Raw genomic sequence first — 24,585 nt, forward strand, 5'->3', positions numbered from 1 at the left:
GCCGGCGTGGGCCGCATCACCCGGCGTGTTCGATGACCAACTGGACCGACACCATGCCGTTCCACACATTCTGCTCCAGCCGGTAGGCTGCCTGGATGTGTTCGGGTAGCGACTGGTCATGGCCGAACCAGATGGCGTCGAACCGCTGGTGGCCGCGTTCCAGGGACAGCTTCAGGTGCTTTTCGCCGACCAGGCGCTGGTTGCGCACCACGAATTCGTCCAGGAACAGCGGCGCGGCAAAGCCCGCGCCCCATACCTGTTGCTGCAGCAGGCCGGCGACCTCGGCGTTGGCGTAGCCGGATTCGAGCGAACCGTCGGTTTCGATGACGGGTTCGAAGCTGTCGCGGCCCGTCAGTTCGCGCACGGCGGCATCGAAGGCGGGGGCGAAGGCCGGGAAATCGTCGCGGCCCAGCGTCAGCCCGGCCGCCATGGCGTGGCCGCCGAATTTGCGGATCAGGTTGGGATGGCGTTTGGACACCAGGTCCAGCACGTCGCGCAGGTGCACGTCGGGAATCGAGCGGCCCGAGCCGCGGATTTCGTCATCGCCGGCAGGCGCGAAGGCCAGGGTGGGACGCCAGAACTTTTCCTTCAGGCGCGAGGCCACCAGGCCGACCACGCCCTGGTGCCAGCCCGGGTCGAACACGCAGACCGTGGCGCCGGGCGCGGCATCCGGCGCTTCCATGGCGGCCATGGCCTGTTCCCGCATCTCGGCCTCGATGGTGCGGCGCTCGCGGTTGATGTTGTCCAGTTCGCGCGCCATTTCCAGCGCCTGGGCCTCATCGTCGGTAGTCAGGCAGGCGATGCCCAGGCTCATGTCGGCCAGGCGGCCGGCAGCATTGATGCGCGGGCCCAGCGCGAAGCCCAGGTCGAAGCCGTTGGCGGCGCGCGGCTCGCGGCCGGCCACGGCGAACAGGGCGCGCAGGCCGGGTTGCAGGCGGCCGCTACGCATGCGTTGCAGGCCTTGCGTGACCAGCAGGCGATTGTTGGCGTCCAGCTTGACCACGTCGGCCACGGTGCCCAGCGCCACCAGATCGGACAGCGCGTCCAGGCGCGGCCCGCCGTCCGGCGCATAGACGCCGCGGCGGCGCAGTTCGGCGCGCAGCGCCAGCATCATGTAGAAGATGACGCCGACGCCCGCCAGGTTCTTGGACGGGAAACCGCAGCCCGGCTGGTTCGGGTTGACGATGGCCAGGGCATCGGGCAGCGTGTCGCCCGGCAGGTGGTGGTCGGTGATGACCACGCCGATGCCGGCGGCGTTGGCCGCGGCCACGCCGTCGACGCTGGCGATGCCGTTGTCCACGGTGATGATGATGTCGGGCTTGCCGGCGCGATGGCGGCAGGCCAGTTCGACCACCGCCGGCGACAGGCCGTAGCCGGTTTCGAAGCGGTTCGGCACCAGGAAGTCGACGTTGGCGCCCATGGCCGACAGGGCGCGCAGGCCGACCGCGCAGGCGGTGGCGCCGTCGCAGTCGTAGTCGGCCACGATCAGCAGCTTCTTGCCGGCCTGGATGGCATCGGCCAGCACGCCGGCGGCGTGGGCGGAATGCGTCAGGCCGGCTGGCGGCAGCATCGCGGGCCAGGCCAGCTTGGTCTGGTCGGGATGGGTGACGCCGCGCGCGGCCCACAGGCGCGCCAGCAGCGGGTGGATGCCCGAGGCTTCCAGGGCATGGCAGGCGGCGAGGTCGGCGCGGCGGATGGTTAAGCGGGGTGAGACCACCAGGCGCTCCAGTTTTTCTTGGGCGCGGGCAGCAAGCCGAGCAGGCCCCCGCGCGGTTTCAGGGTGAGGGTGGCGCTGCGATCGTCGCCCAGCAGCAGCAGGTCGGCAGGCGCTTGCGGCAGGCCCTTGGGGCCGGCCAGCGGCTGCAGCCGCGCCTCGAGCCCGGGCAGGGCGTCGAGCCAGGCGGCCCAGTCGCCGGCGCGGTGCGGGGCATCCAGATCGGTGATGATCTGCGCCGGGCTGGCCGGCGCCACGGTCCAAGGGGTGCCGCCGCCATACAGCCACAGGGCATTGACGGGCGGCAGGCCGCGCGCGGCGCGGGCCTCGTTGACCGGATGCTCATGCCACGCCATCTGGATTTCGTTGAGCAGCCGGCGCCACGGGCGGGTTGCGGTGTCCTGGCGCCACCACTCGTTCAGGCGTTTGCCGGCCACCGCCAGGGGGCTGGCGGTCTGGGGCCGCATGTCGTCCGGCAGGCGCAGGCGCCAGCGGGTGGCCGACAGCGGCTCGACGGCGAAGCCGCTGTCGTCGAACAGCGGACGGGCAGTGTCCAGCAGCGCGGCCGTTTCGGCCTCGCGCAGGTCCATTTGGGCGGGATCGATCAGGGTGGCCTGATCGGTGCCCAGAGCCAGATGCACCAGTTCGGCCAGCCAGACGGGCGCGCCGTTGTGCTGGCCGCCGGCCAGCAAGGGGCCCAATCCGGCGCCGGGGAGCAGGCCGGGCTCCGGGGTGTAGCCGGCGCGGCGCAATTGCCAGGCTTCGAACGCGGTACAGCCCTGGGCGCGGATATCGTGGGCCTGGACCCGGGCGGCGCCGGCTTGCAGCCAGCGGTGCAGGGTAGGGGCGTGCCGGGGCAGCAGTTTGGCCAGTTCCGCGGCGACGGGAAGGGCGGGCAAGGCGCCCGGGATGACGATCAGCATGGCCGGGATTGTAGTCGCTGGCGGGGGGAGCCAACCAATGCGGGAACTAAGCCCGGCCCGGATTGCCATAGCTTGTCACGGCTTGTCTTTCCTTCCTGCATTCCGGGGACGGTGATGCGGCCGGTTAATGCCATAATGCGCTCGTGCTGAAAATACCCTACGAACTCTGGATCGGCGCCCGCTATGCCGGGTTGGCCCGGATCCGCCAGCGACGCGGCCGCCGCGATCGCTTCATCTCTTTCATCGCCGCCAGTTCCATGGCCGGCATCGCGCTGGGCGTTGCCGCCCTGATCGTGGTGCTGTCGGTCATGAACGGCTTCCAGAAAGAGGTCCGCGACCGGATGCTGTCGGTGCTGCCGCACATCGAGCTCTACATTCCCGGCGCCGCGCCCGAGCGCGTGCTGGCGCAGTGGCAGCAGTTCGCCGACGCCGCCAAGCGCAACCCCGAGGTCAAGGCCGGCGCGCCGTTCGTGGCGGCGCAGGGCATGCTGGTGCGCGGCCAGGCCTTGCGCGGGGTGCAGGTGCGCGGCATCGACCCGGTCACCGAGGGCAATGTCTCGGACCTGCCGCGGCAGATGGTGTCGGGCAAGCTGACCGACCTGAAGCCGGGCGGCTTTGGCGTGGTGCTGGGCAACGAGCTGGCCGACGGCATGGGCGTCAAGGTGGGCGACACGCTGCTGATGCTGGCGCCGCAGGGCTCCATCAGCCCGGCCGGTTTCGCGCCGCGCATGCGCCAGTTCACCGTGGTCGGCGTGTTCTCGTCGGGCCATTACGAATACGATTCCTCGCTGGCCTTCGTCGATAACGAAGATGCCGCCAAGGTGTTCCGCGACAGTGGCACCGCCGGCGTGCGTCTGCGCATCGCCGACATGCAGAAGGCGCCCGAGGTGGCGGCCGAGCTGCGCAAGGTGCTGCCGCCGTATGTCATGGCCAGCGACTGGTCGCGCAACAACCGCACCTGGTTCGCCGCCGTGCAGACCGAAAAGCGCATGATGTTCCTGATCCTGGCGCTGATCGTCGCCGTGGCCGCCTTCAACCTGCTGTCCTCGCTGGTGATGGCGGTCAAGGACAAGCAATCGGACATCGCCATCCTGCGCACGCTGGGCGCCGGGCCGGGCGAAGTGGCGCGCATCTTCCTGGTGCAGGGCGCGCTGATCGGCGTCATCGGCACGCTGCTGGGCGTGGCCGGCGGCATCCTCATCGCCTACAACGTCGATGTCATCGTGCCGTTCATCGAGCGCCTGCTGGGCGTGCATTTCCTGCCGCGCGAGATCTACTTCATCAGCGCGTTGCCGTCCGACCCGCAGGTGGGCGACATCGTGACCATCGGCGTGACTTCCCTGGTGCTGTCGCTGCTGGCGACCTTGTATCCCAGCTGGCGTGCTTCGCGCCTGCAACCCGCACAGGTGCTGCGCCATGACTGATACCCTGACGCCCGCACTGCAGGCCGACAACCTGGTCAAGATCTACGACGAGGGACCGACCCGCATCGAGGTGCTGAACAATGTCAGCCTGACGGTGGCGCGCGGCGAGATGGTCGCCATCGTCGGCGCGTCCGGCTCCGGCAAGAGCACGCTGCTGCACATCCTGGGCCTGCTGGACGTGCCCACCAGCGGTTCGGTCTCGGTCGACGGCCAATTGGCCGTGGGACTGTCCGAGGCGAAGAAAAGCCAGGTGCGCAACCGCAGCCTGGGCTTCGTCTACCAGTTCCACCACCTGTTGCCGGAATTCTCGGCGCTGGACAACGTGGCCATGCCGCTGATCGTGCGCCGCGAAAACCGCGACCAGGCTCGCGCGGCGGCGCGCGAGGTGCTGGGCCTGGTGGGCCTGGCGGCGCGCGAGGATCATTTCCCGGGCCAGTTGTCGGGCGGCGAACGCCAGCGCGTGGCGCTGGCGCGTGCGCTCGTGACGCGGCCGGTGTGCGTGCTGGCCGATGAACCCACCGGCAACCTCGACCGCCACACCGCCCACAACATGTTCGAGCTGCTGACCCGGGTCAACCGCGAGTCGGGCACGGCATTCGCCATCGTCACCCACGACCCGGAGCTGGCGGCACGCGCCGACCGCCAGTTGCTGATGGAAAGCGGCCGGCTGGTCTCGGGCTGAGGCCTGCCCCGCTGGCGGGCGCGATAATCGGGCAAGGAGGCCGCGCCCATGCTGATCGACACCCATTGCCACCTCGATGCCGCCGAGTTCGACGCCGACCGCGTCCAGGTGGCGGAACATGCGCTCGAGGCCGGCGTGCAGGCCATTGTCATTCCCGCGGTGGAACGCGCCAACTTCGCCGCGGTGCGCGACCTGGCCGCGCGGGTGGCCGGCGGCGCCTATGCCCTGGGCATCCACCCGCTCTATGTGTCGCGCGCCGACGATGCCGATCTGGACGCGCTGCGCGTGGCCGTGCGCGAGTCGCTGGGCGACCCGCGTTTCGTGGCCATCGGCGAGATCGGCCTGGATTTCTTCGTGCCCGAGATCGCCGCGGGCGAGCCGCGCGCGCGGCAAGAACGTTTCTATGCCGCGCAATTGGCGCTGGCCGCCGAGTTCGGCCTGCCGGTGTTGCTGCATGTGCGCAAATCGCAGGACATCCTGTTGAAGTACCTGCGGCGCCATGGCCGCATCGGCGGCATCGCGCATGCATTCAATGGCAGCGCGCAGCAGGCGCAGGCCTTTGTCGAGCAGGGTTTCGCGCTGGGTCTGGGCGGGGCCATGACCTACGAGCGGGCCTTGCAGATCCGCCGCCATGCCACCGACATCGACCTGCGCCATCTGGTGCTGGAGACCGACGCGCCGGACATTCCGCCGGCCTGGCTGCATCCGCCGCAGCGGCGCAACCGGCCGGGTGAACTGGCGCGTATCGCCCAGGCGCTGGCGGCGTTGCGCGGTATTTCCCCGGCGCAGGTGGCGCAGGCCACCACGGCCAATGCCTTGCGCGTATTGCCGCGGCTGGCGGCCGCCATCCTGGCTGACGAGTGAGGCGCGTGCCGGCTGTGGTGGACGGCGGGGCCTCAATCGGCCGCGCGCGGCAGTTCGATGCGTACGCTCAGGCCGTGGGGGGTGCCGTTACGCGCCGAGATTCGGCCGCGGTGCGCCGCCACCGCGGCGCGGGCGATACTCAGGCCCAGGCCGGCGCCGCCCGCGCGGGCACCGCTGGCCGAGGAGCCCTGGTAGAACGGTTCGAACAGGTACGCCAGCTCTTTTTCCGCCACGCCGGGCCCGTTGTCTTCGATCTCCAGGCAGGCCTCGTCGGCATCCGCCAGCAGACGTACCTGGATGGTGCCGCCCGCGGGCGCGAAGCGCAGGGCATTGCGCAGCACGTTTTCAATGGCACTGGCCAGGCCATCGCGGTCGGCGGCGACGCGTAGCGGCGCCGGGCGGTTCCAGTGGATCGCGATATGGCGTTCGCCTGCCTCGAAGCGCGCATCCTGCACCACGTCCTCAACCACGTCCGTCAGATCCAGCGCTTCGGTGGGATGGGGCAGCGCGCCCATGCGCGCCAGCCGCAGGGTGCTGCCGACCAGCGTGTCCAGCCGCTCGCATTCGCGTTCCATGCGGTCCAACTGCACATCCTGGCGTTCGTCCTTGCGGCGCGCCAGTTCGACGCCCAGGCGCAACCGCGCGAGCGGCGAACGCAGTTCGTGGGCAATGTTGCGCAGCAGTTGTTCGCGGGTGTCGACCAATGCCTGCAGGCGGCTGGCCATGGCGTCGAAATCGCGCGCCAGCAGGCCGAGCTCATCCTTGCGCAGTGATAGCGCGTCGGGCGTGCGGGTATCGAGCCGGCCGGCGGCCAGGGCGCGCGCGGCGCGGCGTAGCTGGTCCAGCGGCGCAGCCACCTGGCGCGTCAGGGCCCAGCAAAATGGCGCCGTGATCGCCAGGGCGAACAGCAGCAAGCCCAGCGCGACCGGCGTCAGGCCCAGGACCTCCCAGTGCGATGAGTCGAACGGCAGGAACAGCATCAGCAATTCGCTGTGATCCGGCAGTACCAGCCACTGCGGATCCCACCAGGACACGCGCAGCGCGGCCGGATCGGCGGGTAAGTCGATGGCGGCGACCTGGCCGGGGTCCGGCGCGGCGCGGAATGCGGCCAGCCAGTCGTTAAGCCGGGTTGGCAACTGGCGGCCGAGGATGTCGTGGTCGCGCGCGTCGACGATGTAGATCTTGAGCGCGGAATAGCGGGCGTCCATGGCTTGCAACCAGCGGCGCAGCCCGTTGGTGCCTTCGCTGCGCGCGATCTGGGCGGCATCGCGTGTCAGGTTGCCGGGGTTCAGGCCGTCGAGTGAATCGACGCGGTACCAGGCCACGGTCGCGGTCAGCATCATGCCGCAGACCAGGATGACGGCCATCGCGCCCCAGAAAGTCAGGAAGGCGCGCCAGAAGAGAGAGCGGATCGGCAGCCAGTGCATCAGGCCGTGCCGGCCAGGACATAGCCCAGACCGCGCAGGTTGCGGATGGCGGGGGCGTCGGCGGCGTGGTCGAGCCGCAGCTTCTTGCGCAGGCTGCTGATGTGGGTGTCGATACTGCGGTCGTAGCGGTCGGCGGCGCGGCCCAGCGCGTACAGGCTTATCTGTTCGCGCGCCACCACTTGGCCCGGGGCGCGCATCAGGATTTCGAGGACGCGTTGCTCGGCGCCAGTCAGCAGCACCTCTTGTGCGCCCAGCCGGGCGCGGCCGCTGGCGGCGTCCAGAGATAGCGCGCCCACGCTCAGCTCCTGCTGCGCCGGTTCGGGCTTTTCCTCGAAGCGGCGCAGTACTGCGCCGATGCGGGCCTTGAGTTCTCGCGGGCTGAAGGGTTTGGCCAGGTAGTCATCCGCGCCCAGTTCGAGCCCCAGCACCCGGTCGGTTTCGCCGCCATGGGCGGTGAACATGATGACGGGACGGCGCGAATGGCGGCGCAGGTGGCGCAGCAGGTCGAGGCCGTTGCCGTCGGGCAGCATCAGGTCGAGCAGGATCAGGTCGAAGCAACCCTGCATTGCCAACGGCAGACCCTGCGCGCTGTCGTGCGCCAGCGTCAACACAATGCGGCCGGGTTCGAGATACTCGCGCAGCATCTGTGCCAGATCGACGTCATCATCGATCAGCAGGATACGGCGCGTGGGCAAGGAGGGGGGAATCGACATGCGCTTGGGTGCTGTTGCCCCGGCAGCATAGCGGCTCGCCGGCGGCTGGAGTGTCAAGAAGTGCGAAGAAAGTAAAAGTTGCGGAAAGCGTGTTGCAGTCCTCGGAAGGCCTCAATTCTAATATGAGAATAGTTTTCATTAAAAATTGAAGCGGAAGCGGTTGTGCGTGGGGCGCGGTCGCTTCCGGGACGGGAGAGTCTGAACATGAGCAACAACGATCTGGCCGCGCGCCGCGCCTTCGGACCGCAGACCCGCCTGGCTGTCGCCCTGTGCGCCGCCGGCTTAGGCATGAGCCCGGCGGCCTGGGCGCAGGCGGCCGCGCCGGCCGATGCCAGGACGCTCGATACCGTGGTGGTGACGGCCAGCGGCTACGAGCAGCAGATCCAGGACGCGCCGGCCTCGATCAGCGTGATTACGCGCCAGGATCTCGAAAAGAAGTTCTACCGCGATGTCACCGACGCCCTGGTCGAAGTGCCGGGCGTGGTCGTCACCGGCGGTGGCGACCGCCAGGACATCAGCCTGCGCGGCATGGGGCCGAAGTACACGCTGATCCTGATCGATGGCAAGCGCCAGAATTCGCGCGAAACCCGCACCAACTCCGATTCCGGCGGCGTCGAAGGCGGCTGGACGCCGCCGATCTCGGCGATCGAGCGCATCGAGGTGGTGCGCGGGCCGATGTCGTCGTTGTATGGTTCCGACGCCATGGGCGGGGTGATCAACATCATCACCCGCAAGGTGCCCAACGAGTGGGGCGGCGAAATCCGCATGGACACTACCATCCAGGAAAGCAGCAAGTCCGGTGACATCTACCAGGGCAACTTCTACCTGGCGGGTCCGATCAAGAACGACCTGCTGGGTCTGCAGATATACGGCCAGGCGACCCAGCGCGACGAAGACGACATCATCGACGGCTACCGCAAGCGCAACGCCACCAACATCACTGCCAAGCTGGCGCTCACGCCCAACCGCGATCACGACATCGTGCTGGAAGCCACCTCCAGCCGCCAGAAGTATGAGAACACGCTGGGCAAGACCGTGGCGCCGCTGGCTCCTGGCGTGGCGTGCCCGCGCACCGGCTGCCCGGCCTCGTCGGAAACCGACTACCGCAGCAACAAGTGGGCCTTGTCCCATACGGGCCGCTGGGGCTGGGCGGTGTCCGATAGCTACGTGCAGCAGGAAGAGTTCGACAATCGCTCGCGCCAGATGAAGATCAAGAACCTGGACCTGCAGACCAGTTGGACGCTGCCGCTGGGGGCACACATGCTGACGCTGGGCGGCACCTACCTGACGCAGCGCCTGACTGACCAGACCGGCAACCAACTGGCCGGCGGGCCCAGCAAGGTGGATCGCTACCAGTGGGCGCTGTTCGCCGAGGACGAATGGCGCTTGGCCGAGAGCTTCGCCCTGACCGGCGGCCTGCGCATGGACCAGGACGAGAACTTCGGCAGCCATTTCAGCCCCCGCCTGTATGGTGTGTGGCACGTGGCCGAGCGCTGGACCCTGAAGGGTGGCGTGTCCACCGGGTTCCGCGCCCCCGACCTGCGCCAGACCGTCGCGGGCTGGGGCCAGGTCAGCCGGGGGGGCAACATGTATGGCAACCCCGACCTGACGCCCGAGAAGTCGGTAACCCAGGAACTCGGCCTGCTGTATGACGACGGCGAAGGCTTCAATGCCGGCTTGACCCTATTCAATAACAACTTCAAGGACAAGATCACCCGCGTTGCGTGCCCGCTGTCGCAGTGCACCGACGGCCCCAACCAGTTCGGCGCCAACCCCACCACCTACATGAACGTGGACAAGGCGGTGTCGCGCGGCGTCGAGGCCAACCTGAAGCTGCCACTGGGCCGTGACTGGTCGCTGACCAGCAGCTACACCTTCACCAAGTCGGAACAGAAGTCCGGCCAGTACCAGGGCCAGCCGTTGAACCAGCTGCCCAAGCACCTGTTCACCACCACGGTCAACTGGCAGGCCTCCGATGCACTCGAAGCCTGGGCCCGCGTCAACTACCGCGGCAAGGAAAGCCAGCCGATCACCGGCCCATCCTCGACGTCGCTGGTAGCGCCGTCGTACACCTTCGTCGACCTGGGCGGCTCCTACGCCGTCAACAAGAAGGTGTCGGTGTACGCCGGCATCTACAACCTGTTCGACAAGCGGGTCGGCTACGACGACTACGGCTACGTCGAAGACGGACGCCGCTATTGGCTGGGCGTGGGCGTGAAGTTCTGAACCCGCGTGCAACACCGGGGATGCGCCGCCGTCAGGCGGCGTTCCCGCAACCTGGAGAGACAAGCATGACGATGAAGCAAACCTTGACGGGCCGTGCCGGCCGTTGGCTGGCTTATACCGCCACCGCCCTGGTTCTGAGCGCCGCCTGCTCGCTGAGCGTGGCCCAGACCGTGCCCGTCAAGCACGCGCGCGGCGAGACCGCCGTGCCGCAGAATCCGGCCAAGACCGTGGTGCTGGACCTGGCCGTGCTCGACACGCTGCACGCGCTGGGTGTCGATGTGACCGGCGTGCCCAGCGCCGCCAAGCTGCCGCCGCAGCTTGCCCAGTACGCCGACAAGCGCTACCTCAAGGTCGGCAGCATGTTCGAGCCCAACTACGAGGTGATCCATGCGGCCCAGCCGCAGGTCATCTTCGTGGCCGGCCGCTCGGCGCCCAAGTACGAAGAGCTGGCCAAGCTGGCACCTACGGTCGACCTGACGGTCGATGCCAAGGATCTGGTCGGCAGCGTCACCCGCAACACGGAAACGCTGGCCGCCCTCTACGGCAAGCAGGCCCAGGCCAAGCAAAAGCTGGACGCGCTGCGCGCCTCGATCGCGGCGTTGCACGGTCAGGCCGGCAAGGCCGGCACCGCGCTGATCGTGCTGACCACCGGCGGCAAGATGAGCGCCTACGGCCCCGGCTCGCGCTTCGGCGTGATCCACGACGCCTTCGGCTTCGCGCCGGCGGCCAAGGATCTGAACGTGTCGAACCATGGCCAGGCGATCTCGTTCGAGTTCATCGCCCAGACCGATCCGGACTGGCTGTTCGTGATCGACCGCGATGCCGCCATCGGCCGCGAGGGCTCCTCGGCCCAGCGCATGCTGGACAACGACCTGATCCGCCCGACCAAGGCCTGGAAGCAGCAGCGCGTGGTCTACCTGAACGGCTACAACTGGTACCTGCTGGGCAGTGCCGGCCTGACCGCCATGCAGCAGAACGTGGACGATATCGCGCGCGCGCTGGCCGCGGCCAAGTGAGCGCAAGGTTGACATGAAGGCGTTGGAGTCGGGCTGGTGAGGGCACGCGCGGCAATCACGGGTTGGGCAGGGCTGGCGGTGCTGCTGTTGTTGCTGCTGCTGTTGTGCGCGGCCAGCATCGGCCTGGGCGCGGGGTCGTTTTCGTTCGCCGCGCTGGCCGGCGGGCCGGACGCCGAACGCGCCTGGCGCCTGCTGCTGGTCAGCCGCGTGCCGCGCACGCTGGCGCTGCTGTTGGCCGGCATGGCGCTGGCGGTGGCCGGGCTGATCATGCAGATGCTGGTGCGCAACCGCTATGTCGAGCCGACCACGGCCGGCACCATCGAGTCGGCCACGCTCGGCATTCTGGTGGTGACGCTGCTGGCGCCCGATACACCGGTGATCGGCAAGATGCTGACCGCCACCGGCTTCGCGCTGGCCGGCACGCTGCTGTTCCTGGCGCTGTTGCGGCGCGTGCCGCTACGCACGCCATTCATCGTGCCGCTGATCGGCCTGATCCTGGGCGGCGTGATCCATGCCGTCACCACCTTCGTCGCCTACCGCTACGACCTGCTGCAATCGCTGCACGCGTGGACCACCGGCGACTTTTCCGGCGTGCTGCGCGGCCGCTATGAGCTGTTGTGGATCGGCTTCGGCCTGGCGGCGGCCGCTTATTTCGCGGCCGACCGCTACACCGTGGCCGGCATGGGCCGCGAGTTCGCGGCCAATCTCGGTTTGAACCACGCGCGCCTGACACTTGCGGGCCTGCTGATCGTCTCGGCGATTTCGGCTGTGGTGGTGGTCACGGCCGGTGGCATCCCGTTCCTGGGCCTGATCGTGCCCAATGCCGTCAGCCTGATGCTGGGGGACAACATGCGCCGCGCGATCCCCTGGGTGGCCGTGCTGGGCGGCGTGTTCGTACTGGTTTGCGACATCATCGGCCGGCTGGTGATTCACCCCTACGAAGTGCCGCTGGGCACGGTGGTGGGCGTGGTCGGCAGCCTCCTGTTCCTGTGCCTGCTGCGCAGCCGGGGAGCGCGCCGTGGCTGAGTCCCTCGTGCGTGCCGGTCGCCTGCACACGCCCCAGGCGCGTCGCCTGGCGCTGCTGGCCGTGGCGGCGCTGTTGTGCGTGGTCGGCTTCATGGCGCTGGGCGCCAATGGCCAATGGGCTTTCGTGTTGCCGTTTCGTGGCGGCAAGCTGGCCGCGATGCTGCTGGTGGCATACGCGGTGGCGCTGTCGTCGGTGCTGTTCCAAACCGTTACGCACAATCGTATCCTGACGCCCTCCGTGATGGGGTTCGATGCGCTATACCTGCTGATCCAGTCGGTGGTGGTGTTCGGCTTTGGCCAATCGGCGGGTGTGGTGAACCACCCGGTGGTTGCGTTCGCGCTGGAGGTGCTCGCCATGACGGCGTTCGCCTGCCTGCTGTTCCGCTGGCTGTTCACCGATGCCGTGCGCAGCCTGCACCTGATGATGCTGGTGGGGATTGTTTTCGGCTTGCTGTTTCGTAGCCTGTCCAGTTTCGTGGTGCGCCTGATCGACCCGAATGAGTTCCTGGTCCTGCAGGACCGTCTGTTCGCCAATTTCAATTCGGTGCGCACCGACCTGCTGCCGATCGCCGTGGCGGCGGTGGCCGCGGCCACGCTGCTGGTGTGTCGCATGCGACGCTGCTACGACGTGCTGGCGCTGGGCCGCGAGATCGCGCTGAACCTGGGGGTGAACTACCGCCGCACTTTGTTGCTGACGCTGGCCGCCATTGCCGTGCTGGTGTCGGTATCCACCGCGCTGGTCGGACCGGTGACCTTTTTCGGCCTGCTGGTCAGCAATCTTGCCTACCAGTTGATGGGCGCCGACCGGCATCGCCATACCGTGCCGGCCGCGGTACTGCTCGCGGTGATCTTCCTGGTAGGCGGGCAGACCCTGCTGGAGCGGGTGCTGCAACTGGGCACCACGGTCAGCGTGGTCATCGAATTCGTGGGCGGAGCGATGTTCCTGGCCCTGATCATGCGCAGGGGACGCCAATGATCGATATCCAGCAAGTGAGCAAGCAATACGGCGACAGTCTGGTCGTCGAGCAAGTGACGCTGGCGTTGCCGGCGGGCGGCGTGACCGCCATCATCGGCCCCAACGGCGCCGGCAAGTCGACCCTGTTGTCGATGGTCAGCCGCCTGCTGCCTCCTTCGGCGGGCCACATCCAGGTCGATGGCCTGGATGTGGCCCGCTGTGACAGCCGTGAACTGGCGCGGCGCCTGGCTATCCTGCGGCAAGACAACCACCTGCCGCTGCGGCTGACCGTGCGCGACCTGGTGGCGTTCGGGCGGTTTCCACACAGCGACGGGCGCTTGACGCTGGCGGACAAGGCGCATATCGACCGCGCCATTGCCTACCTGGACCTGACTTCCCTGGCCGACCGCTATCTGGATGAAATGTCCGGTGGCCAGCGCCAGCGCGCGTTCGTCGCCATGGTGCTGTGCCAGGACACGCGCTATGTATTGCTGGACGAACCGCTCAACAGCCTCGACATGAAGCATGCCGTGGCCATGATGGGCACGCTGCGGCGCGCCGCCGACGAATTGGGCAAGACGGTGGTGCTGGTGTTGCACGACATCAACTTCGCTTCCTGCTATGCCGATCACATCGTGGCGATGAAGGCGGGCAGGGTGGCGCATTGCGGCACGCCAGCGACGCTGATCCGCCCTGAGGTGTTGGGACCCTTGTACGAATTGCCGATTGATGTGCATGAAATCAACGGCAGACGCATCTGCGTGTACTACCGTTGATGTGCGCGAGCCGCCGCCAGGGCGGCGTTGGACGTCCACCCGCCGGGTGGGCCAGGGCGGTTCCGCCTCGCGCGGCTTGCACAGACAGGCTTAAAAACATCTGAATTGGACGGGTGTCTCATTTATCGTGGCCGTCAGGCAACGTAACGAGAAAAGCATTGCGACTGATTCTCGTTGTCAAGAGAATGGCGACTCCTTCCATTTCAAACGACTTCGAAAGATCTGTCGGCCATGCACGTCCTCCGCCCCCTTTCCGCCGCCTTGCTCATCCTCGGTCCGCTCACGCCCGTGGCCGTCCACGGTCAGAGCGCCGCGCCCACCGCCACCTTGCCCGCCATCAGCGTGGTCGGCGGCGATGACCCGGCGCAAAGCTACAACCCGCCCGCGTCCACCAGCGCCACCAAGATCGACGCGCCGCTGCGTGACATCCCGCAAACCGTGAATGTGGTGCCGGCGCAGGTGCTGCGCGACCAGCATGCCCTGTCGGTGCAGGACGCCCTCAAGAACGTGCCCGGCGTCAGCTTTTCCACCGGCGATGGCCAGCGCGACCAGGTGTCGATTCGCGGCTTCACGGCTATCGCCGACCAGTTCGTCGATGGCTTCCGCGACGATGCGCTGTACTTCCGCGACCTGTCCAACGTCGAGCGCATCGATGTCATCAAGGGCCCGGCGGCGGTGCTGTATGGCCGCGGCTCGTCGGGCGGCCTGATCAACCGCGTCACCAAGAAGCCGGGCGAGGACATTTCGCAGATCGGCCTGAGCTACGGTTCGTGGAACGATCGGCGGCTCGACCTGGATGTCGGCCGCGCCAATGAAAGCGGCAGCATGGCCTGGCGCCTGACCGGCGCCGTCGAAAAGGGCGACAGCTATCGCGACAAGCAGTTCATCGACCGCAAGGCGTTCGCGCCGTCGGCCCAGTTCAAGCTGGGCGACAACACCACCTTCCTGCTGCAGACCGAATTCCTGGAAGACCGCCGCCTGACCGATTTCGGCATTCCGGCCTACCACGGCCGTCCGGTCGATGTGGACCCGTCCACCTACTACGGCGCCGAGAACGCGCGTGACACCGACTACACCCAGACCCGGGTCCAGTCCTACGCCGGCACGTTGACGCATCGCTTCAACGACAACTGGTCGCTGCGCAATGCCACCCGCTACTATCACTACACCCTCAACCGCAACAACACTCTGCCGGGCTCGGTCAACGAAGCCGCGCAGACCGTGTCGCTGACGCATGGCAACGTGCTGCGCGACGAACACGGCTGGACCAACCAGACCGAGCTGATGCAGCGCGCGCAGTGGGGCGCGGTGCGCCATGACATCCTGTATGGCGTCGAAGTGGGGCAGCAGAACAAGGACCTGGTGAACCGGTCGGCCGCGAACGTCGCGGTGGTCAATCTGTTCGATCCGCAATTGCCGACGCTGCAGCGCCAGATCACGGCGGCGCCGGGTTCCGACAACCTGGGCCGTTTCAATACGCTCGGCCTGTATGTGCAGGACCTGGTGTCGCTGGGCGAGCACTGGAAGGTGCTGGGCGGGGTGCGCCACGATCGTTTCGAACAGCGGACCGAGGACCGGCGCACCGGGCGGAACCTGTCGCGCACCGATTCCAACTTCAGCCCGCGCCTGGGCCTGGTGTTCCAGCCCGACAGCGTGCAGTCGTACTACGTGTCGTGGAGCCGTTCTTACCAGCCTTCGGGGGAAGCGTTCTCGGTGGCCGCCAACAACGTCGATCTGGCGCCGGAAAAGACCACCAACTACGAAGTCGGCGCCAAGTACGATTTCCTCGATGGCAAACTCTCGACCACGGTGTCGGTGTTCCGCCTGGAGCGCACCGATATCAAGGTCAACAACCCGGTCACCAACACCCTGGTGCCGGTGGGCACTCAGCGCACCGATGGCGCCGAGTGGACCTTGTCGGGCGACCTGTCCAACGGCTGGCGCGCGATGCTGGGATATGCGTACCTGGACGCGCGCGTGACCCAGTCGGTGGCCCGCGATGCCGGCCAGGATGTGCAGGGCAAGCGCGCCACGCTGACGCCGCGCCATGCCGGCAATGTCTGGATCACCAAGGACCTGGGCGAGGGTTTCGGCGTTGGCGCCGGCCTGAACCTGGTGGGCGCGCGCTTCGCCAACCCGGGCAATACCGTCAAGCTGCCAGGCTACGTCACGGCCGACGCCGCCGCCTGGTGGCGGCAGGGACCGTACTCGGTGCAGTTGAACGTCTACAACCTGTTCGACGCCGGCTACATCGTGTCGGCCCATGGCAGCAACGCCAACCTGAACATGCCGGGGGCGCCGCGCAATGCGATGCTGAGCCTGCAGTACCGCATGTAGCAGGGGCGCTGGCGTCCACGGCGGGCGCCAGCGGCCGCCGCGGCTTTCAGCGCAGCGGCGAGGCGTGGATCAGGCTGTCGCTTTCGAGCGCCGCCAGCGCGTCCAGGAATCGCCAGGCGAAAGAGCCGGGCCCGTCGGCCAGCGCGCCGGCGCGCTGGCCGGCGATGCCGAAGCACGACAGTGCCGCCACCGCGGCCGCGTAGGCGTCATCGCCGGCCACCGCGGCGAAAGCGCCTACCGTCGCCGTCAGCGCGCATCCCGTGGCGGTGACCCGCGGCATCAATGGCGAACCGCCGGTCACGCGCACCTCGCGCTGGCCGTCCGTCACGAAATCCACTTCTCCCGTGACCGCCACCACCGTGCCGCGGGTCCGCGCCAATTCGCGCGCCGCCTGTTCGGCCTGTTGCACCGGATCGCGCGCATCCACGCCCCGGCTGGCGCTGCGGCCGCCGGCCAGGGCAATGATCTCGGAGGCGTTGCCGCGGATCACGGCGGGCCGCAAGTCCAGCAGGCGCCGCACCGCGTCGCGCCGGAAGGCGGTGGCATGATGGGCCACGGGGTCCAACACCCAGGGTCTGCCGGCGCGGGCCGCGGCCGCCGCGGTCAGCAGCATGCTGTCCAGCCATGGCGTCGAGAGGGTGCCGATATTGATCACCACGGCGCCGCTGATGGCGGCGAATTCCGGCGCTTCCTCGGCCGCGTGCACCATCGCCGGCGAGGCGCCGATCGCGAGCAGTGTGTTGGCCGCGGTATTCATCGACACGAAGTTGGTCAGGCACTGCACCAGCGGCGCGTCGCGGCGCACCGCCGCATACAGGTCGCGCGAGGCGAGCGCCAGGGCGGAAAGGGAGGAATCGGAGATGGAGGCCATGCCAGCGGGTCCTTGGGCGAAGGCAACGGGCCGGGCGGGGCAGGGCGCCTTGCCGGCGCGCAATCGCGCATCCGCCGGCGGCCCCGCACCTTCCCTACGCCAGCATTGCCTGGATCAGGTTCGACGGGTCTCGCGCGCCGCGGACCGCGCAGGGGCGCGGCCGCCATCGGAATCTCAGCTTCTTGCCAAAGCTCCCCGGGTGGATGGAGCTATGTTCGGAGGGGCGCGAACGCTTGTCAAGCGGCGGCGCGGATGATCGTCGCTGCGGCCCGCCGGACCCTGGCCGGGCAGGGTTTTCCTGCGTAAACTGGCGCCATGCTACGCATCGACCATCTCACCAAACGCTACGGCGACCATCTCGTATTCCAGGGGCTGACGCACACCTTCGGGCCCGGCTGCGTGGCGCTGTGCGAAGAAGAAAGCACCGGCAAGTCCAGCCTGCTCGGCATCATTGCGGGCGTGATCGCGCCGGATGGCGGCGAGGTTTCGATCGACGGCCACTCCGTGGCCCGGGCGCCGGTTCAGGCCAAGGCCCGCCTGGCCTATGTGCCCGACAACTGCCTGGCGTCGCCGGAACAGACCGGGCGCGCGCTGCTCGAACGGGTCGCGGCGGAAAAGCGGGTGGCGGTCGATGACGCGGTGCTAGAGCTGGCCGCCCGGCTGGGGCTGGAACCGCACCTGGACAAGCGTTTCGAGCAGATGTCCACCGGCACGCGCCGCAAGGTCTACCTGACCGCGGCCGCCCTGGGCGATCCGGCCGTGATCGTGGCCGACGGCCCCAGCAACGGGCTCGATACGCCGGCACGGCGCGCGCTGGCCGAGTTGTTCATGGCCTGGGGCCGCGACCGGGTGGTGCTGTTCGCCAGCCACGATCCCGAACTGGTGCAGGCTTGCGGGGCGACGGCCATGGAGATCGCCGCGCTGCGCTAGCGCGCCGTCGCGGGGCTACTTGCCGCCCGTGACGTCGATGAACGTCCCGGTGACATACGAGGCCTCGGCGCCCGCCAGCCACAGGATGGCCCGTGCCACCTCATCGGGTTGGCCGCCCCGGCCCATGGGCACGGTGTCCTTGATGCGGTCCACCCGGCCCGGCTCGCCGCCGCTGGCGTGCATCTCGGTGTAGATATGGCCGGGACGCACGCAGTTCACGCGGATGCCCTCGCGCGCCACTTCCTTGGAAAAACCGATGGTGAAACTCTCCAGCGCACCCTTCGAGGCGGCATAGTCCACGTATTCGTTGGGGCTGCCCAGCCGCGCCGCGCCCGATGATATGTTGACGATGGCGCCGCCGCGGCCGCCGTGGCGCTGCGACATGCGCCGGGCCGCCTGCTGCGCGCATAGCATCGGCCCGATGGAATTGACCGCGAAAATGCGCTGCATGCGTTCGTGGCTCAGGTCTTCCAGGCGTGACTGGCGCGCAATGATCGCGGCGTTGTTGACCAGCACGTCCAGGCGGCCGAATTCGCGGTCGATGGCGGCGAACAGGCCGGCGACGTGTTCCGGGTCGGCGCTGTCGGCAAGCACCGCCAGGGCGCGCCGCCCCTGCGCCTGCACGTCGGCCACCACCGCCTGGGCCGCTGCCTCGTTCGAGACATAGCTGATGGCCACGTCATAGCCGTGCGCGGCGGCCAGCCGCGCGGTCGCGGCGCCGACGCCGCGGCTGCCGCCGGTGATCAGGATAACGGGGGCGGGGGAATCGGTGGCCATTGCGGAAGTCTCCTGCTGTGAGGTTTGGGATGATGCGGCGAGGGGCATGAGCCGTGGCCGTCACTATACTTCCCGCCGGGCCTTGCCTGCCCGGACACCCACTGGCGCGCTGCCGCAATTCCCCGGCGCGCAGGCGGGTCTAGGCGGCGCGCGGCGCGGGATGCCGATACACTTGCGCACGCCTCTGCACAGCGCCGCGCCGCTGGCGCTCAGGCAAGATAGGGCTGGCCCGCGCCCGGTTTTCTAGGAGTGGATTCATGGCACGCATTTTCATTACCGGCTCGGTTGACGGCCTTGGCCTGGCCGCCGCGCGCGCGCTGCTGGCGGACGGACACATGGTGGTGGTCCACGGCCGCAACCGCGCGCGTCTTGGCGCCGCGCGCGAGCTGCTGTCGCAGGGGGCGCTGGCCGTGGTGGGCGACCTTGCCGACCTGGCCCAGGCGCGGGATCTGGCGGACCAAGTGAATGCGCTGGGCCGGATGGACGCGGTCATCCATAATGCCGGCGTGTTCACCGGCGCGGCCATTCTGCCGGTCAATGTCATCGCGCCGTATGTGTTGACGGCATTGATGGAGCGGCCGCGCCGGCTGGTCTATCTGAGCAGCGAAATGCACTACGACGGCCGGCCGGACCTGGGCGGCATGGCCTGGGACGGCAGCCGCGAGAGCGGCTCGTATTCCGATAGCAAGCTGTTCGTGACGGCGCTGTCGGCTGCGGTGGCGCACCGGTGGCCGGACGTGATCAGCCACGCGGTCGATCCAGGCTGGGTGCCCACCCGGATGGGCGGGCCGGACGCGCCGGACGACCTGAGCCTGGGGCATGTCACCCAGGCCTGGCTGGCGGCGACCGATGATCCCGCGGCCCTGCGCAGCGGCGGTTATTGGCATCATCAACAACGGCGCGAACCGCATCCGGCGGCGCATGACGAGGCCTTCCAGGCGCGGCTGCTGGACGCCTTGCACGGCGCCACAGGGGTGGCGCTGCGCTGAGGCGGCAGCGTCGCCGCTGGCCCGGGGCAGGCCTGGCGGCGGTGTGTGGTCAGCGCATGTCGGCGCGCAAGGCCCGCAACGCGCCGGCCACCTCGTCCAACACCGGGCGCCATGTCTGCGCCGCGGGTTGGCGGAACAGGCGCAGCGACGGATACCACGGTGTGTCCGCGCGTTCCAGCAGCCAGCGCCAATCCGGCACGAAAGGCAGCAGGACCCAGGCGGGGCGGCCCAGCGCGCCGGCCAGGTGTGCCGGCGCCGAATCCACCGAGATCAGCACGTCAAGCAGCGTCAGGATCGCCGCGGTGTCGTCGAAGTCGCGGATCTCGCGGCTCAGGGACACCATGGCCAGGCCCGGCACGGGCGTATCGGCCTGGGCCGCCGCGTCTCCCTGCTGCAGGCCGACGAACGTGACGCCGGGTTGGGCCAGCGGCGCCAGGTCGGCCAGCGCCAGCGAGCGCTGCGCATCGCGCGGATGGCTTGGGCTGCCCGCCCACACCAGCCCCACCAGCGGGCGCGGCAACGCCGCCAACCGGCTGCGCCAGTGCGCCACGCGGCCCGGATCGGCCTGCAGATAGGCCGTGCGCACGGGCAGGTCCGCCAGCCGCAGTCCCAGCGCCTGCGGCAGGCTCAGCAGTTCGCAATGGCAGTCGAATGCGGGCGGCGCCGAGCCGGCCACGACGATCTCGTCGAAGCCGCCGGCGCGGTGCGCCAGGGCGTGGCAGGCTTGCTTGACTTCCAGAATGACGCGCGCGCCGCTGCGCACGCGGGCCAGCGCCAGCAGGTGCAGGAACTGGAAGGTGTCGCCGTAGCCCTGTTCATCGTGGATCAGCAGCGTCTGGCCGGGAATGGGACGGCCGTCCCAGCGCGGCCGCTGCACGTGACGCGCCCGCAGCGCCGTGTGCGCCAGGCGATAGCGGTAGCGGTATTCGCGCCAGCCAGCCGCGAAATCGCCTTGCGCCAGCAGGATCTCGGCCAGGTCGAAGCGCGAGGCGGCGTCGCCGGGATGGGCGCGCAGCGCCTGTTCCAGCAGGGCGCGCGCTTCGCCCAGTTTCCCCTGTCGCTGCAAGGCGAATGCGAGCAGCCGCGACAGCGCCACGTGCCGCGCGCCGCGCGCCAGCGCCTGGCGCAACAGCGTTTCGGCGGCGACGTATTGGCCGGCGCGCAGCAATGCCTCGGTCTCGGTCTGCGTGCGCTCGTCGTCGGCGGCCGGGGCTGGCCCCGGGTGTGCGGCGCCGTCGTGGGCTGGGGCGTGGCGCGCCCTGGCGCGCTCCAGCGCGGCGAGGATCCGAACGGCCTGCGGCACCAGCGGGTCGATCTCGATGGCGCGCCGGATCGCGGCCAGGGCAGCCTCATGCTGGCCGTCTTCGCCCAGCGCCACGGCCAGGTTGCTCAGCGCCGGCGCATAGTCCGGGTCGAGTTCCAGCGCGCGACGGTAATGGGCCAGCGCCTGCGGGTTGTCGCCGAGGCGCGTGCAGGTATTGCCAAGGTTGTTGTGGGTCTGCGGGTTGTCGGGACGCAGCGCGGCGACGCGCCGCAGGCATTCGAGACTGGCGCTGAGCTGGCCCGCTTCCTGCAGGATGATGCCCAGGTTGTTCCAGCCGTCGGCCAGCGCCGGGTCCGCCGCGACCGCGCGTCGCGCCGCGGCTTCGGCTTCTTCGAGCCGGCCCTGCTGGCGGCAGATTTCGGCCAGATTGCTGCAATAGGCGGCCGGCGCGGTGGCGGGCAGGCAGGCCGCGCGCAGATGCGCCAGCGCCAGATCGGGGTGGCCGTATGCGTGGGCGATCAGGCCCAGCAGATGTCGCGCGTCGGGTTGGTCCGGCGCCGCGTCCAGCACCCGCAGGCAGACGTGCTCGGCCTGCGCCGCCTGGCCGGCGTTCCAGTGCGCATGGGCCAGATTGATGGCTTCGCCGACGGTGAGCGGGCGGGCGGCGGGATCGGGGGTGGGGCCCAAGAAGTGCGCTCCCTGCAAAGGGCAATGGCGTTGGCGGAAACGGTCATTATCCCCGCGTCGCCGGAGGATTGGCCAGCCATCGGGCGGCAATTGGCCAGTCATTGCGCATTTCGGCCGCGCCCGAGACCAGGCGCGCGGTCGCGGACGGCCGCTGGCGGCGGTCCGCGGCGGCCATGCCGCGCCGCGATGGCCTTGCGGCCCCGCGGCGCGGCATGGCGCTTATGCCACCGTCACCGGAATCTGGCGCGGCTGGGCCTCGCGGACGCGCGGCACGCGCAGCGTCAGGACACCTTGCTTGAGGTTGGCGCTGATCGCCTCCTTGTCGAATTCCGGTCCCAACCGGAACGAACGGCGAAACAGCGGCTCGCGCAGTTCGCTGTGGATCAGGCGCAGTTCGCGCGGCACCGGCACGGCGGCTTCGCCTTCGATGACCAGCACGTCGGATTCGACCTTGATGTTCAGGCGCTCCTTGGTGACGCCGGGCAGGTCGGCCAGCACCGTGACGCCGGCGGTGTCCTCGAAAATGTCCACGGCGGGCAGGGTGGCGGGGCGCCGCTGCGCGGCGCGGCCTTCTTGTTCGACAACGAGTTCGTTACGCGTATTCATGATGGTATCTCCTGAACAATGCGACGGGCGGGCGTTACTGCACCGGGATGAGGCGCGGCTTGGAGGACTCCTTCTTCTTGATGGAGACCAGCAGACAGCCATCGACATAGCGCGCCTGCACGTTGTCGGCGTCGACGTCGGCCGGCAGTTCGATGGCGCGCGTGAATGAACCGTCGGCGCGTTCACGCGCGTAATAGCGCGCATTCTCGGGCAGTGCTTGCGCTTCGCGCGTGCCGCTGATCGTCAGCAGGCCCTTCTCGATGGACACTTTCAGGGTGTCCGGGTCGATGCCGGGAATGAATGCCACCACGACCGCGGCGTCATCCGACACGCCGATATTGACCGGCGGAAAATGTCCGCGCGGCAGGGCGCGCAGGTTGGCGGGCAGGCCCGCGCCGCGCAGGATGCGGTCCATCTGTTCCTGGACCGCGTCGAAGAAGGACTCGACACCGGTATCGGTGAATGGGTAGTTCGCCATGATTACCTCCCAAGATGGTTGGACAGGATCGGGGCCGCTTCATGCGTCGCAATCGCCAGCCGCTCGACCGCTTCAACGGAGATATAAGTGCGGTCCGCGCGGATTCAAGACCCCGCGTTTTTGATTCGTGAAATCGGTTGGCGCGAATGCATAGATGGCGTCGAAGATCGGCCCGCTAGGACGCGGCGGCGGCGGTCGTTCGCGCCGCGACGCAAAAAAAAGGCACCGCGCCCGTGGCGCGATGCCTTCACGCTGCCCGGTCCGAGCCGGATCAGAAGTCCATGGCTTCGGCCGGCGCCGCTTGCGGTTTGGTCTCTTCGGCAGCCTGGGCGACGGTGGCGTCCGTCGTCAGGATCAAGCCGGCGATCGACGCCGCATTTTGCAGCGCGGTGCGGGTGACCTTGGTCGGGTCGACCACGCCGATCTCCACCAGATCGCCGTACTCGCCGGTGGCCGCGTTATAGCCAAAATTGCCCTTGGCGTCCGCCACCTTGGCCACCACCACCGACGGTTCTTCGCCGGCATTGGCCACGATGGCGCGCAGCGGCGCCTCCAGCGCGCGCCGCACGATGCGGATGCCGGCATCCTGGTCGGCGTTGGCGCCCTTGAGGTCCTGTATGGACGCGCGGGCGCGCAGCAGCGCCACGCCGCCGCCGGGCACGATGCCTTCTTCGACCGCCGCGCGGGTCGCGTGCAGCGCATCGTCGACGCGGTCCTTCTTTTCCTTCATCTCGACTTCGGTGGCGGCGCCCACCTTGATGACGGCCACGCCGCCCGCCAGCTTGGCCACGCGTTCCTGCAGCTTCTCGCGGTCGTAGTCGCTGGTGGCGTCCTCGATCTGCTTGCGCAGCGTCTTGACGCGCGCGTCGATGGCTTCCTGCTTGCCGGCGCCGTCGATGATGATGGTGTCTTCCTTGCGCACCTCGATGCGCTTGGCGCTGCCCAGGTCTTGCAGCGTGGCCTTGTCGAGCTGCTTGCCGGTCTCTTCGGAGATGACGGTGGCGCCCGTGAGGATGGCGATGTCCTCCAGCATGGCCTTGCGGCGGTCGCCGAAGCCCGGCGCCTTGACCGCGGTGACCTTGAGCACGCCGCGCATGGCGTTGACCACCAGCGTGGCGAGCGCCTCGCCTTCGACATCCTCGGCCACGATCAGCAGCGGCTTGCCGGCCTTGGCGGCGCTTTCCAGCACCGGCAGCAGCTCACGCACGTTGGATATCTTCTTGTCGTACAGCAGCACCAGCGGGTCGTCGAGCTGCGCCACCTGCTTCTCGGGATCGGTGATGAAGTAGGGGCTCAGGTAGCCGCGATCGAACTGCATGCCCTCGACGATATCCAGCTCGTTGTCCAGCGACTTGCCGTCCTCGACGGTGATCACGCCTTCGCGCCCGACCTTGTCCATCGCGTCGGCGATGATCTTGCCGATCGCCTCGTCCGCGTTGGCCGACAGCGCCGCCACCTGCGCCGTTTCCTTGCTGGTGGAGATCGGCTTGGACAGCTTGCGCAGCGCCTCGACCACGCCGGACACGGCCTGGTCGATGCCGCGCTTCAGGTCCATCGGATTCATGCCGGAAGCCACGTACTTCATGCCTTCCTGCACGATGGCCTGCGCCAGCACGGTGGCGGTGGTGGTGCCGTCGCCGGCCACGTCGGCCGTCTTCGAGGCCACCTGCTTGACGATCTGCGCGCCCATGTTCTCGAACTTGTCCTTCAGTTCGATTTCCTTGGCGACCGAGACGCCGTCCTTGGTGATGACGGGTGCGCCGAAGCTGCGTTCGAGCAGCACGTTGCGGCCCTTGGGGCCGAGCGTCACCTTGACGGCGTCGGCCAGGATGTTGACGCCCTTGACCACGCGGGTGCGGGCGTTATCGTGGAATTTGACGTCTTTGGCACTCATGTCTTG

Annotated in this window: 21 protein-coding genes and 1 riboswitch; of the genes, 11 read left to right on the plus strand and 10 right to left on the minus strand. The window is 68.6% G+C overall.

The features are described 5' to 3' along the window. Positions 1-16: 16 nt before the first annotated feature. Both recJ and K2W61_RS19325 read right to left on the minus strand, forming a co-directional pair. Positions 17-1,717: a single-stranded-DNA-specific exonuclease RecJ gene (gene recJ, locus K2W61_RS19320; RefSeq protein WP_175131530.1), complete on the minus strand. Its 1,701-nt coding sequence runs from the start codon at positions 1,715-1,717 to the stop codon at positions 17-19. Further along, the gene (locus K2W61_RS19325) at positions 1,699-2,637 is read right to left on the minus strand and encodes a hypothetical protein (protein ID WP_236756349.1); all 939 of its coding nucleotides are present in this window, start codon (positions 2,635-2,637) and stop codon (positions 1,699-1,701) included. The genes recJ and K2W61_RS19325 overlap by 19 nt, the downstream gene beginning before the upstream one ends. A 191-nt stretch (positions 2,638-2,828) precedes the next feature. Here K2W61_RS19325 and K2W61_RS19330 point away from each other — a divergent pair, with 191 nt between their 5' ends. Genes K2W61_RS19330 through K2W61_RS19340 form a run of 3 tightly spaced genes read left to right on the plus strand, consistent with a single transcriptional unit; the run spans position 2,829 to position 5,607 of the window. After that, a complete protein-coding gene (locus K2W61_RS19330; protein ID WP_236757035.1) occupies positions 2,829-4,061 on the plus strand; it encodes a lipoprotein-releasing ABC transporter permease subunit in 1,233 nt (410 codons plus the stop codon). Next, positions 4,054-4,743 (plus strand): ABC transporter ATP-binding protein, encoded by a 690-nt coding sequence (locus K2W61_RS19335; protein ID WP_175140654.1) that lies wholly within the window; start codon positions 4,054-4,056, stop codon positions 4,741-4,743. Before K2W61_RS19330 ends, K2W61_RS19335 begins: the two co-directional genes overlap by 8 nt. Positions 4,744-4,791: 48 nt before the next feature. Next, positions 4,792-5,607: a TatD family hydrolase gene (locus K2W61_RS19340; RefSeq protein WP_175140655.1), complete on the plus strand. Its 816-nt coding sequence runs from the start codon at positions 4,792-4,794 to the stop codon at positions 5,605-5,607. Between the two features lie 32 nt (positions 5,608-5,639). On the opposite strand, the gene K2W61_RS19345 is transcribed toward K2W61_RS19340, so the two are convergent. Together K2W61_RS19345 and K2W61_RS19350 are read right to left on the minus strand one after the other, a co-directional pair. Further along, positions 5,640-7,034 carry a sensor histidine kinase gene (locus K2W61_RS19345; RefSeq protein ID WP_236756350.1) on the minus strand — a complete coding sequence of 465 codons (1,395 nt, stop codon included), beginning with the start codon at positions 7,032-7,034 and terminating at the stop codon, positions 5,640-5,642. Further along, complete coding sequence (locus tag K2W61_RS19350) at positions 7,034-7,747, minus strand: response regulator transcription factor (RefSeq protein WP_175131524.1); 714 nt, start codon at positions 7,745-7,747, stop codon at positions 7,034-7,036. Before K2W61_RS19350 ends, K2W61_RS19345 begins: the two co-directional genes overlap by 1 nt. Positions 7,748-7,951: 204 nt before the next feature. Here K2W61_RS19350 and K2W61_RS19355 point away from each other — a divergent pair, with 204 nt between their 5' ends. From K2W61_RS19355 to K2W61_RS19380, 6 genes are all read left to right on the plus strand, one after another. Continuing rightward, the gene (locus K2W61_RS19355) at positions 7,952-9,973 is read left to right on the plus strand and encodes a ligand-gated channel protein (protein ID WP_236756351.1); all 2,022 of its coding nucleotides are present in this window, start codon (positions 7,952-7,954) and stop codon (positions 9,971-9,973) included. Between the two features lie 65 nt (positions 9,974-10,038). Then, complete coding sequence (locus tag K2W61_RS19360; protein ID WP_236756352.1) at positions 10,039-10,989, plus strand: siderophore ABC transporter substrate-binding protein; 951 nt, start codon at positions 10,039-10,041, stop codon at positions 10,987-10,989. A 36-nt stretch (positions 10,990-11,025) separates the two neighbouring features. Continuing rightward, positions 11,026-12,015: an ABC transporter permease gene (locus K2W61_RS19365; protein WP_175131521.1), complete on the plus strand. Its 990-nt coding sequence runs from the start codon at positions 11,026-11,028 to the stop codon at positions 12,013-12,015. Continuing rightward, positions 12,008-12,991 carry an iron chelate uptake ABC transporter family permease subunit gene (locus K2W61_RS19370; protein WP_175131520.1) on the plus strand — a complete coding sequence of 328 codons (984 nt, stop codon included), beginning with the start codon at positions 12,008-12,010 and terminating at the stop codon, positions 12,989-12,991. Before K2W61_RS19365 ends, K2W61_RS19370 begins: the two co-directional genes overlap by 8 nt. Further along, on the plus strand, positions 12,988-13,746 hold the full coding sequence (locus tag K2W61_RS19375; protein WP_175140658.1) for an iron ABC transporter ATP-binding protein: 759 nt from the start codon (positions 12,988-12,990) through the stop codon (positions 13,744-13,746). The genes K2W61_RS19370 and K2W61_RS19375 overlap by 4 nt, the downstream gene beginning before the upstream one ends. 231 nt (positions 13,747-13,977) lie before the next feature. Next, positions 13,978-16,083 (plus strand): TonB-dependent receptor, encoded by a 2,106-nt coding sequence (locus K2W61_RS19380; protein WP_236756353.1) that lies wholly within the window; start codon positions 13,978-13,980, stop codon positions 16,081-16,083. A 46-nt stretch (positions 16,084-16,129) separates the two neighbouring features. Here K2W61_RS19380 and thiM read toward each other — a convergent pair whose 3' ends face one another. Next, entirely contained in the window at positions 16,130-16,954 is an 825-nt protein-coding gene (gene thiM / locus K2W61_RS19385) for a hydroxyethylthiazole kinase (protein WP_175140660.1), read from the minus strand. Positions 16,955-17,027: 73 nt separating this feature from the next. After that, a riboswitch (TPP riboswitch) is annotated at positions 17,028-17,162 on the minus strand. A 107-nt stretch (positions 17,163-17,269) separates the two neighbouring features. Here thiM and K2W61_RS19390 point away from each other — a divergent pair. Continuing rightward, complete coding sequence (locus tag K2W61_RS19390; RefSeq protein ID WP_175140661.1) at positions 17,270-17,884, plus strand: ABC transporter ATP-binding protein; 615 nt, start codon at positions 17,270-17,272, stop codon at positions 17,882-17,884. 15 nt (positions 17,885-17,899) lie between these two features. Here K2W61_RS19390 and K2W61_RS19395 read toward each other — a convergent pair whose 3' ends face one another. Continuing rightward, positions 17,900-18,661, minus strand: a complete 762-nt coding sequence (locus tag K2W61_RS19395; protein WP_175140662.1) for an SDR family oxidoreductase — start codon at positions 18,659-18,661, stop codon at positions 17,900-17,902. A gap of 257 nt (positions 18,662-18,918) precedes the next feature. On the opposite strand from K2W61_RS19395, the gene K2W61_RS19400 reads away from it, so the two are divergent. Beyond that, complete coding sequence (locus K2W61_RS19400) at positions 18,919-19,650, plus strand: SDR family NAD(P)-dependent oxidoreductase (RefSeq protein WP_175140663.1); 732 nt, start codon at positions 18,919-18,921, stop codon at positions 19,648-19,650. A 49-nt stretch (positions 19,651-19,699) separates the two neighbouring features. On the opposite strand, the gene K2W61_RS19405 is transcribed toward K2W61_RS19400, so the two are convergent. From K2W61_RS19405 to groL, 4 genes are all read right to left on the minus strand, one after another. After that, entirely contained in the window at positions 19,700-21,601 is a 1,902-nt protein-coding gene (locus K2W61_RS19405; protein WP_236756354.1) for a tetratricopeptide repeat protein, read from the minus strand. A gap of 219 nt (positions 21,602-21,820) precedes the next feature. Then, a complete protein-coding gene (locus K2W61_RS19410; protein WP_063584965.1) occupies positions 21,821-22,207 on the minus strand; it encodes an Hsp20/alpha crystallin family protein in 387 nt (128 codons plus the stop codon). A 34-nt stretch (positions 22,208-22,241) separates the two neighbouring features. Further along, complete coding sequence (locus K2W61_RS19415) at positions 22,242-22,685, minus strand: Hsp20/alpha crystallin family protein (RefSeq protein WP_175131512.1); 444 nt, start codon at positions 22,683-22,685, stop codon at positions 22,242-22,244. A gap of 271 nt (positions 22,686-22,956) precedes the next feature. After that, a complete protein-coding gene (gene groL / locus K2W61_RS19420; protein WP_049073230.1) occupies positions 22,957-24,579 on the minus strand; it encodes a chaperonin GroEL in 1,623 nt (540 codons plus the stop codon). Positions 24,580-24,585 lie beyond the last annotated feature (6 nt).

It is taken from the genome of Achromobacter pulmonis (assembly GCF_021733725.1).
Taxonomy (GTDB): domain Bacteria; phylum Pseudomonadota; class Gammaproteobacteria; order Burkholderiales; family Burkholderiaceae_B; genus Achromobacter; species Achromobacter pulmonis.

Bases quoted from the DNA above. Each gene is read 5' to 3' on its own strand.
- K2W61_RS19345 (WP_236756350.1), bottom strand. From the start codon at position 7,034: ATGCACTGGCTGCCGATCCGCTCTCTCTTCTGGCGCGCCTTCCTGACT.
- K2W61_RS19395 (WP_175140662.1), bottom strand. From the start codon at position 18,661: ATGGCCACCGATTCCCCCGCCCCCGTTATCCTGATCACCGGCGGCAGC.
- K2W61_RS19360 (WP_236756352.1), top strand. From the start codon at position 10,039: ATGACGATGAAGCAAACCTTGACGGGCCGTGCCGGCCGTTGGCTGGCT.
- K2W61_RS19340 (WP_175140655.1), top strand. From the start codon at position 4,792: ATGCTGATCGACACCCATTGCCACCTCGATGCCGCCGAGTTCGACGCC.
- K2W61_RS19390 (WP_175140661.1), top strand. From the start codon at position 17,270: ATGCTACGCATCGACCATCTCACCAAACGCTACGGCGACCATCTCGTA.
- groL (WP_049073230.1), bottom strand. From the start codon at position 24,579: ATGAGTGCCAAAGACGTCAAATTCCACGATAACGCCCGCACCCGCGTG.
- K2W61_RS19410 (WP_063584965.1), bottom strand. From the start codon at position 22,207: ATGAATACGCGTAACGAACTCGTTGTCGAACAAGAAGGCCGCGCCGCG.
- K2W61_RS19325 (WP_236756349.1), bottom strand. From the start codon at position 2,637: ATGCTGATCGTCATCCCGGGCGCCTTGCCCGCCCTTCCCGTCGCCGCG.
- K2W61_RS19415 (WP_175131512.1), bottom strand. From the start codon at position 22,685: ATGGCGAACTACCCATTCACCGATACCGGTGTCGAGTCCTTCTTCGAC.
- K2W61_RS19335 (WP_175140654.1), top strand. From the start codon at position 4,054: ATGACTGATACCCTGACGCCCGCACTGCAGGCCGACAACCTGGTCAAG.
- K2W61_RS19380 (WP_236756353.1), top strand. From the start codon at position 13,978: ATGCACGTCCTCCGCCCCCTTTCCGCCGCCTTGCTCATCCTCGGTCCG.
- K2W61_RS19350 (WP_175131524.1), bottom strand. From the start codon at position 7,747: ATGTCGATTCCCCCCTCCTTGCCCACGCGCCGTATCCTGCTGATCGAT.
- thiM (WP_175140660.1), bottom strand. From the start codon at position 16,954: ATGGCCTCCATCTCCGATTCCTCCCTTTCCGCCCTGGCGCTCGCCTCG.
- K2W61_RS19355 (WP_236756351.1), top strand. From the start codon at position 7,952: ATGAGCAACAACGATCTGGCCGCGCGCCGCGCCTTCGGACCGCAGACC.
- K2W61_RS19400 (WP_175140663.1), top strand. From the start codon at position 18,919: ATGGCACGCATTTTCATTACCGGCTCGGTTGACGGCCTTGGCCTGGCC.
- K2W61_RS19375 (WP_175140658.1), top strand. From the start codon at position 12,988: ATGATCGATATCCAGCAAGTGAGCAAGCAATACGGCGACAGTCTGGTC.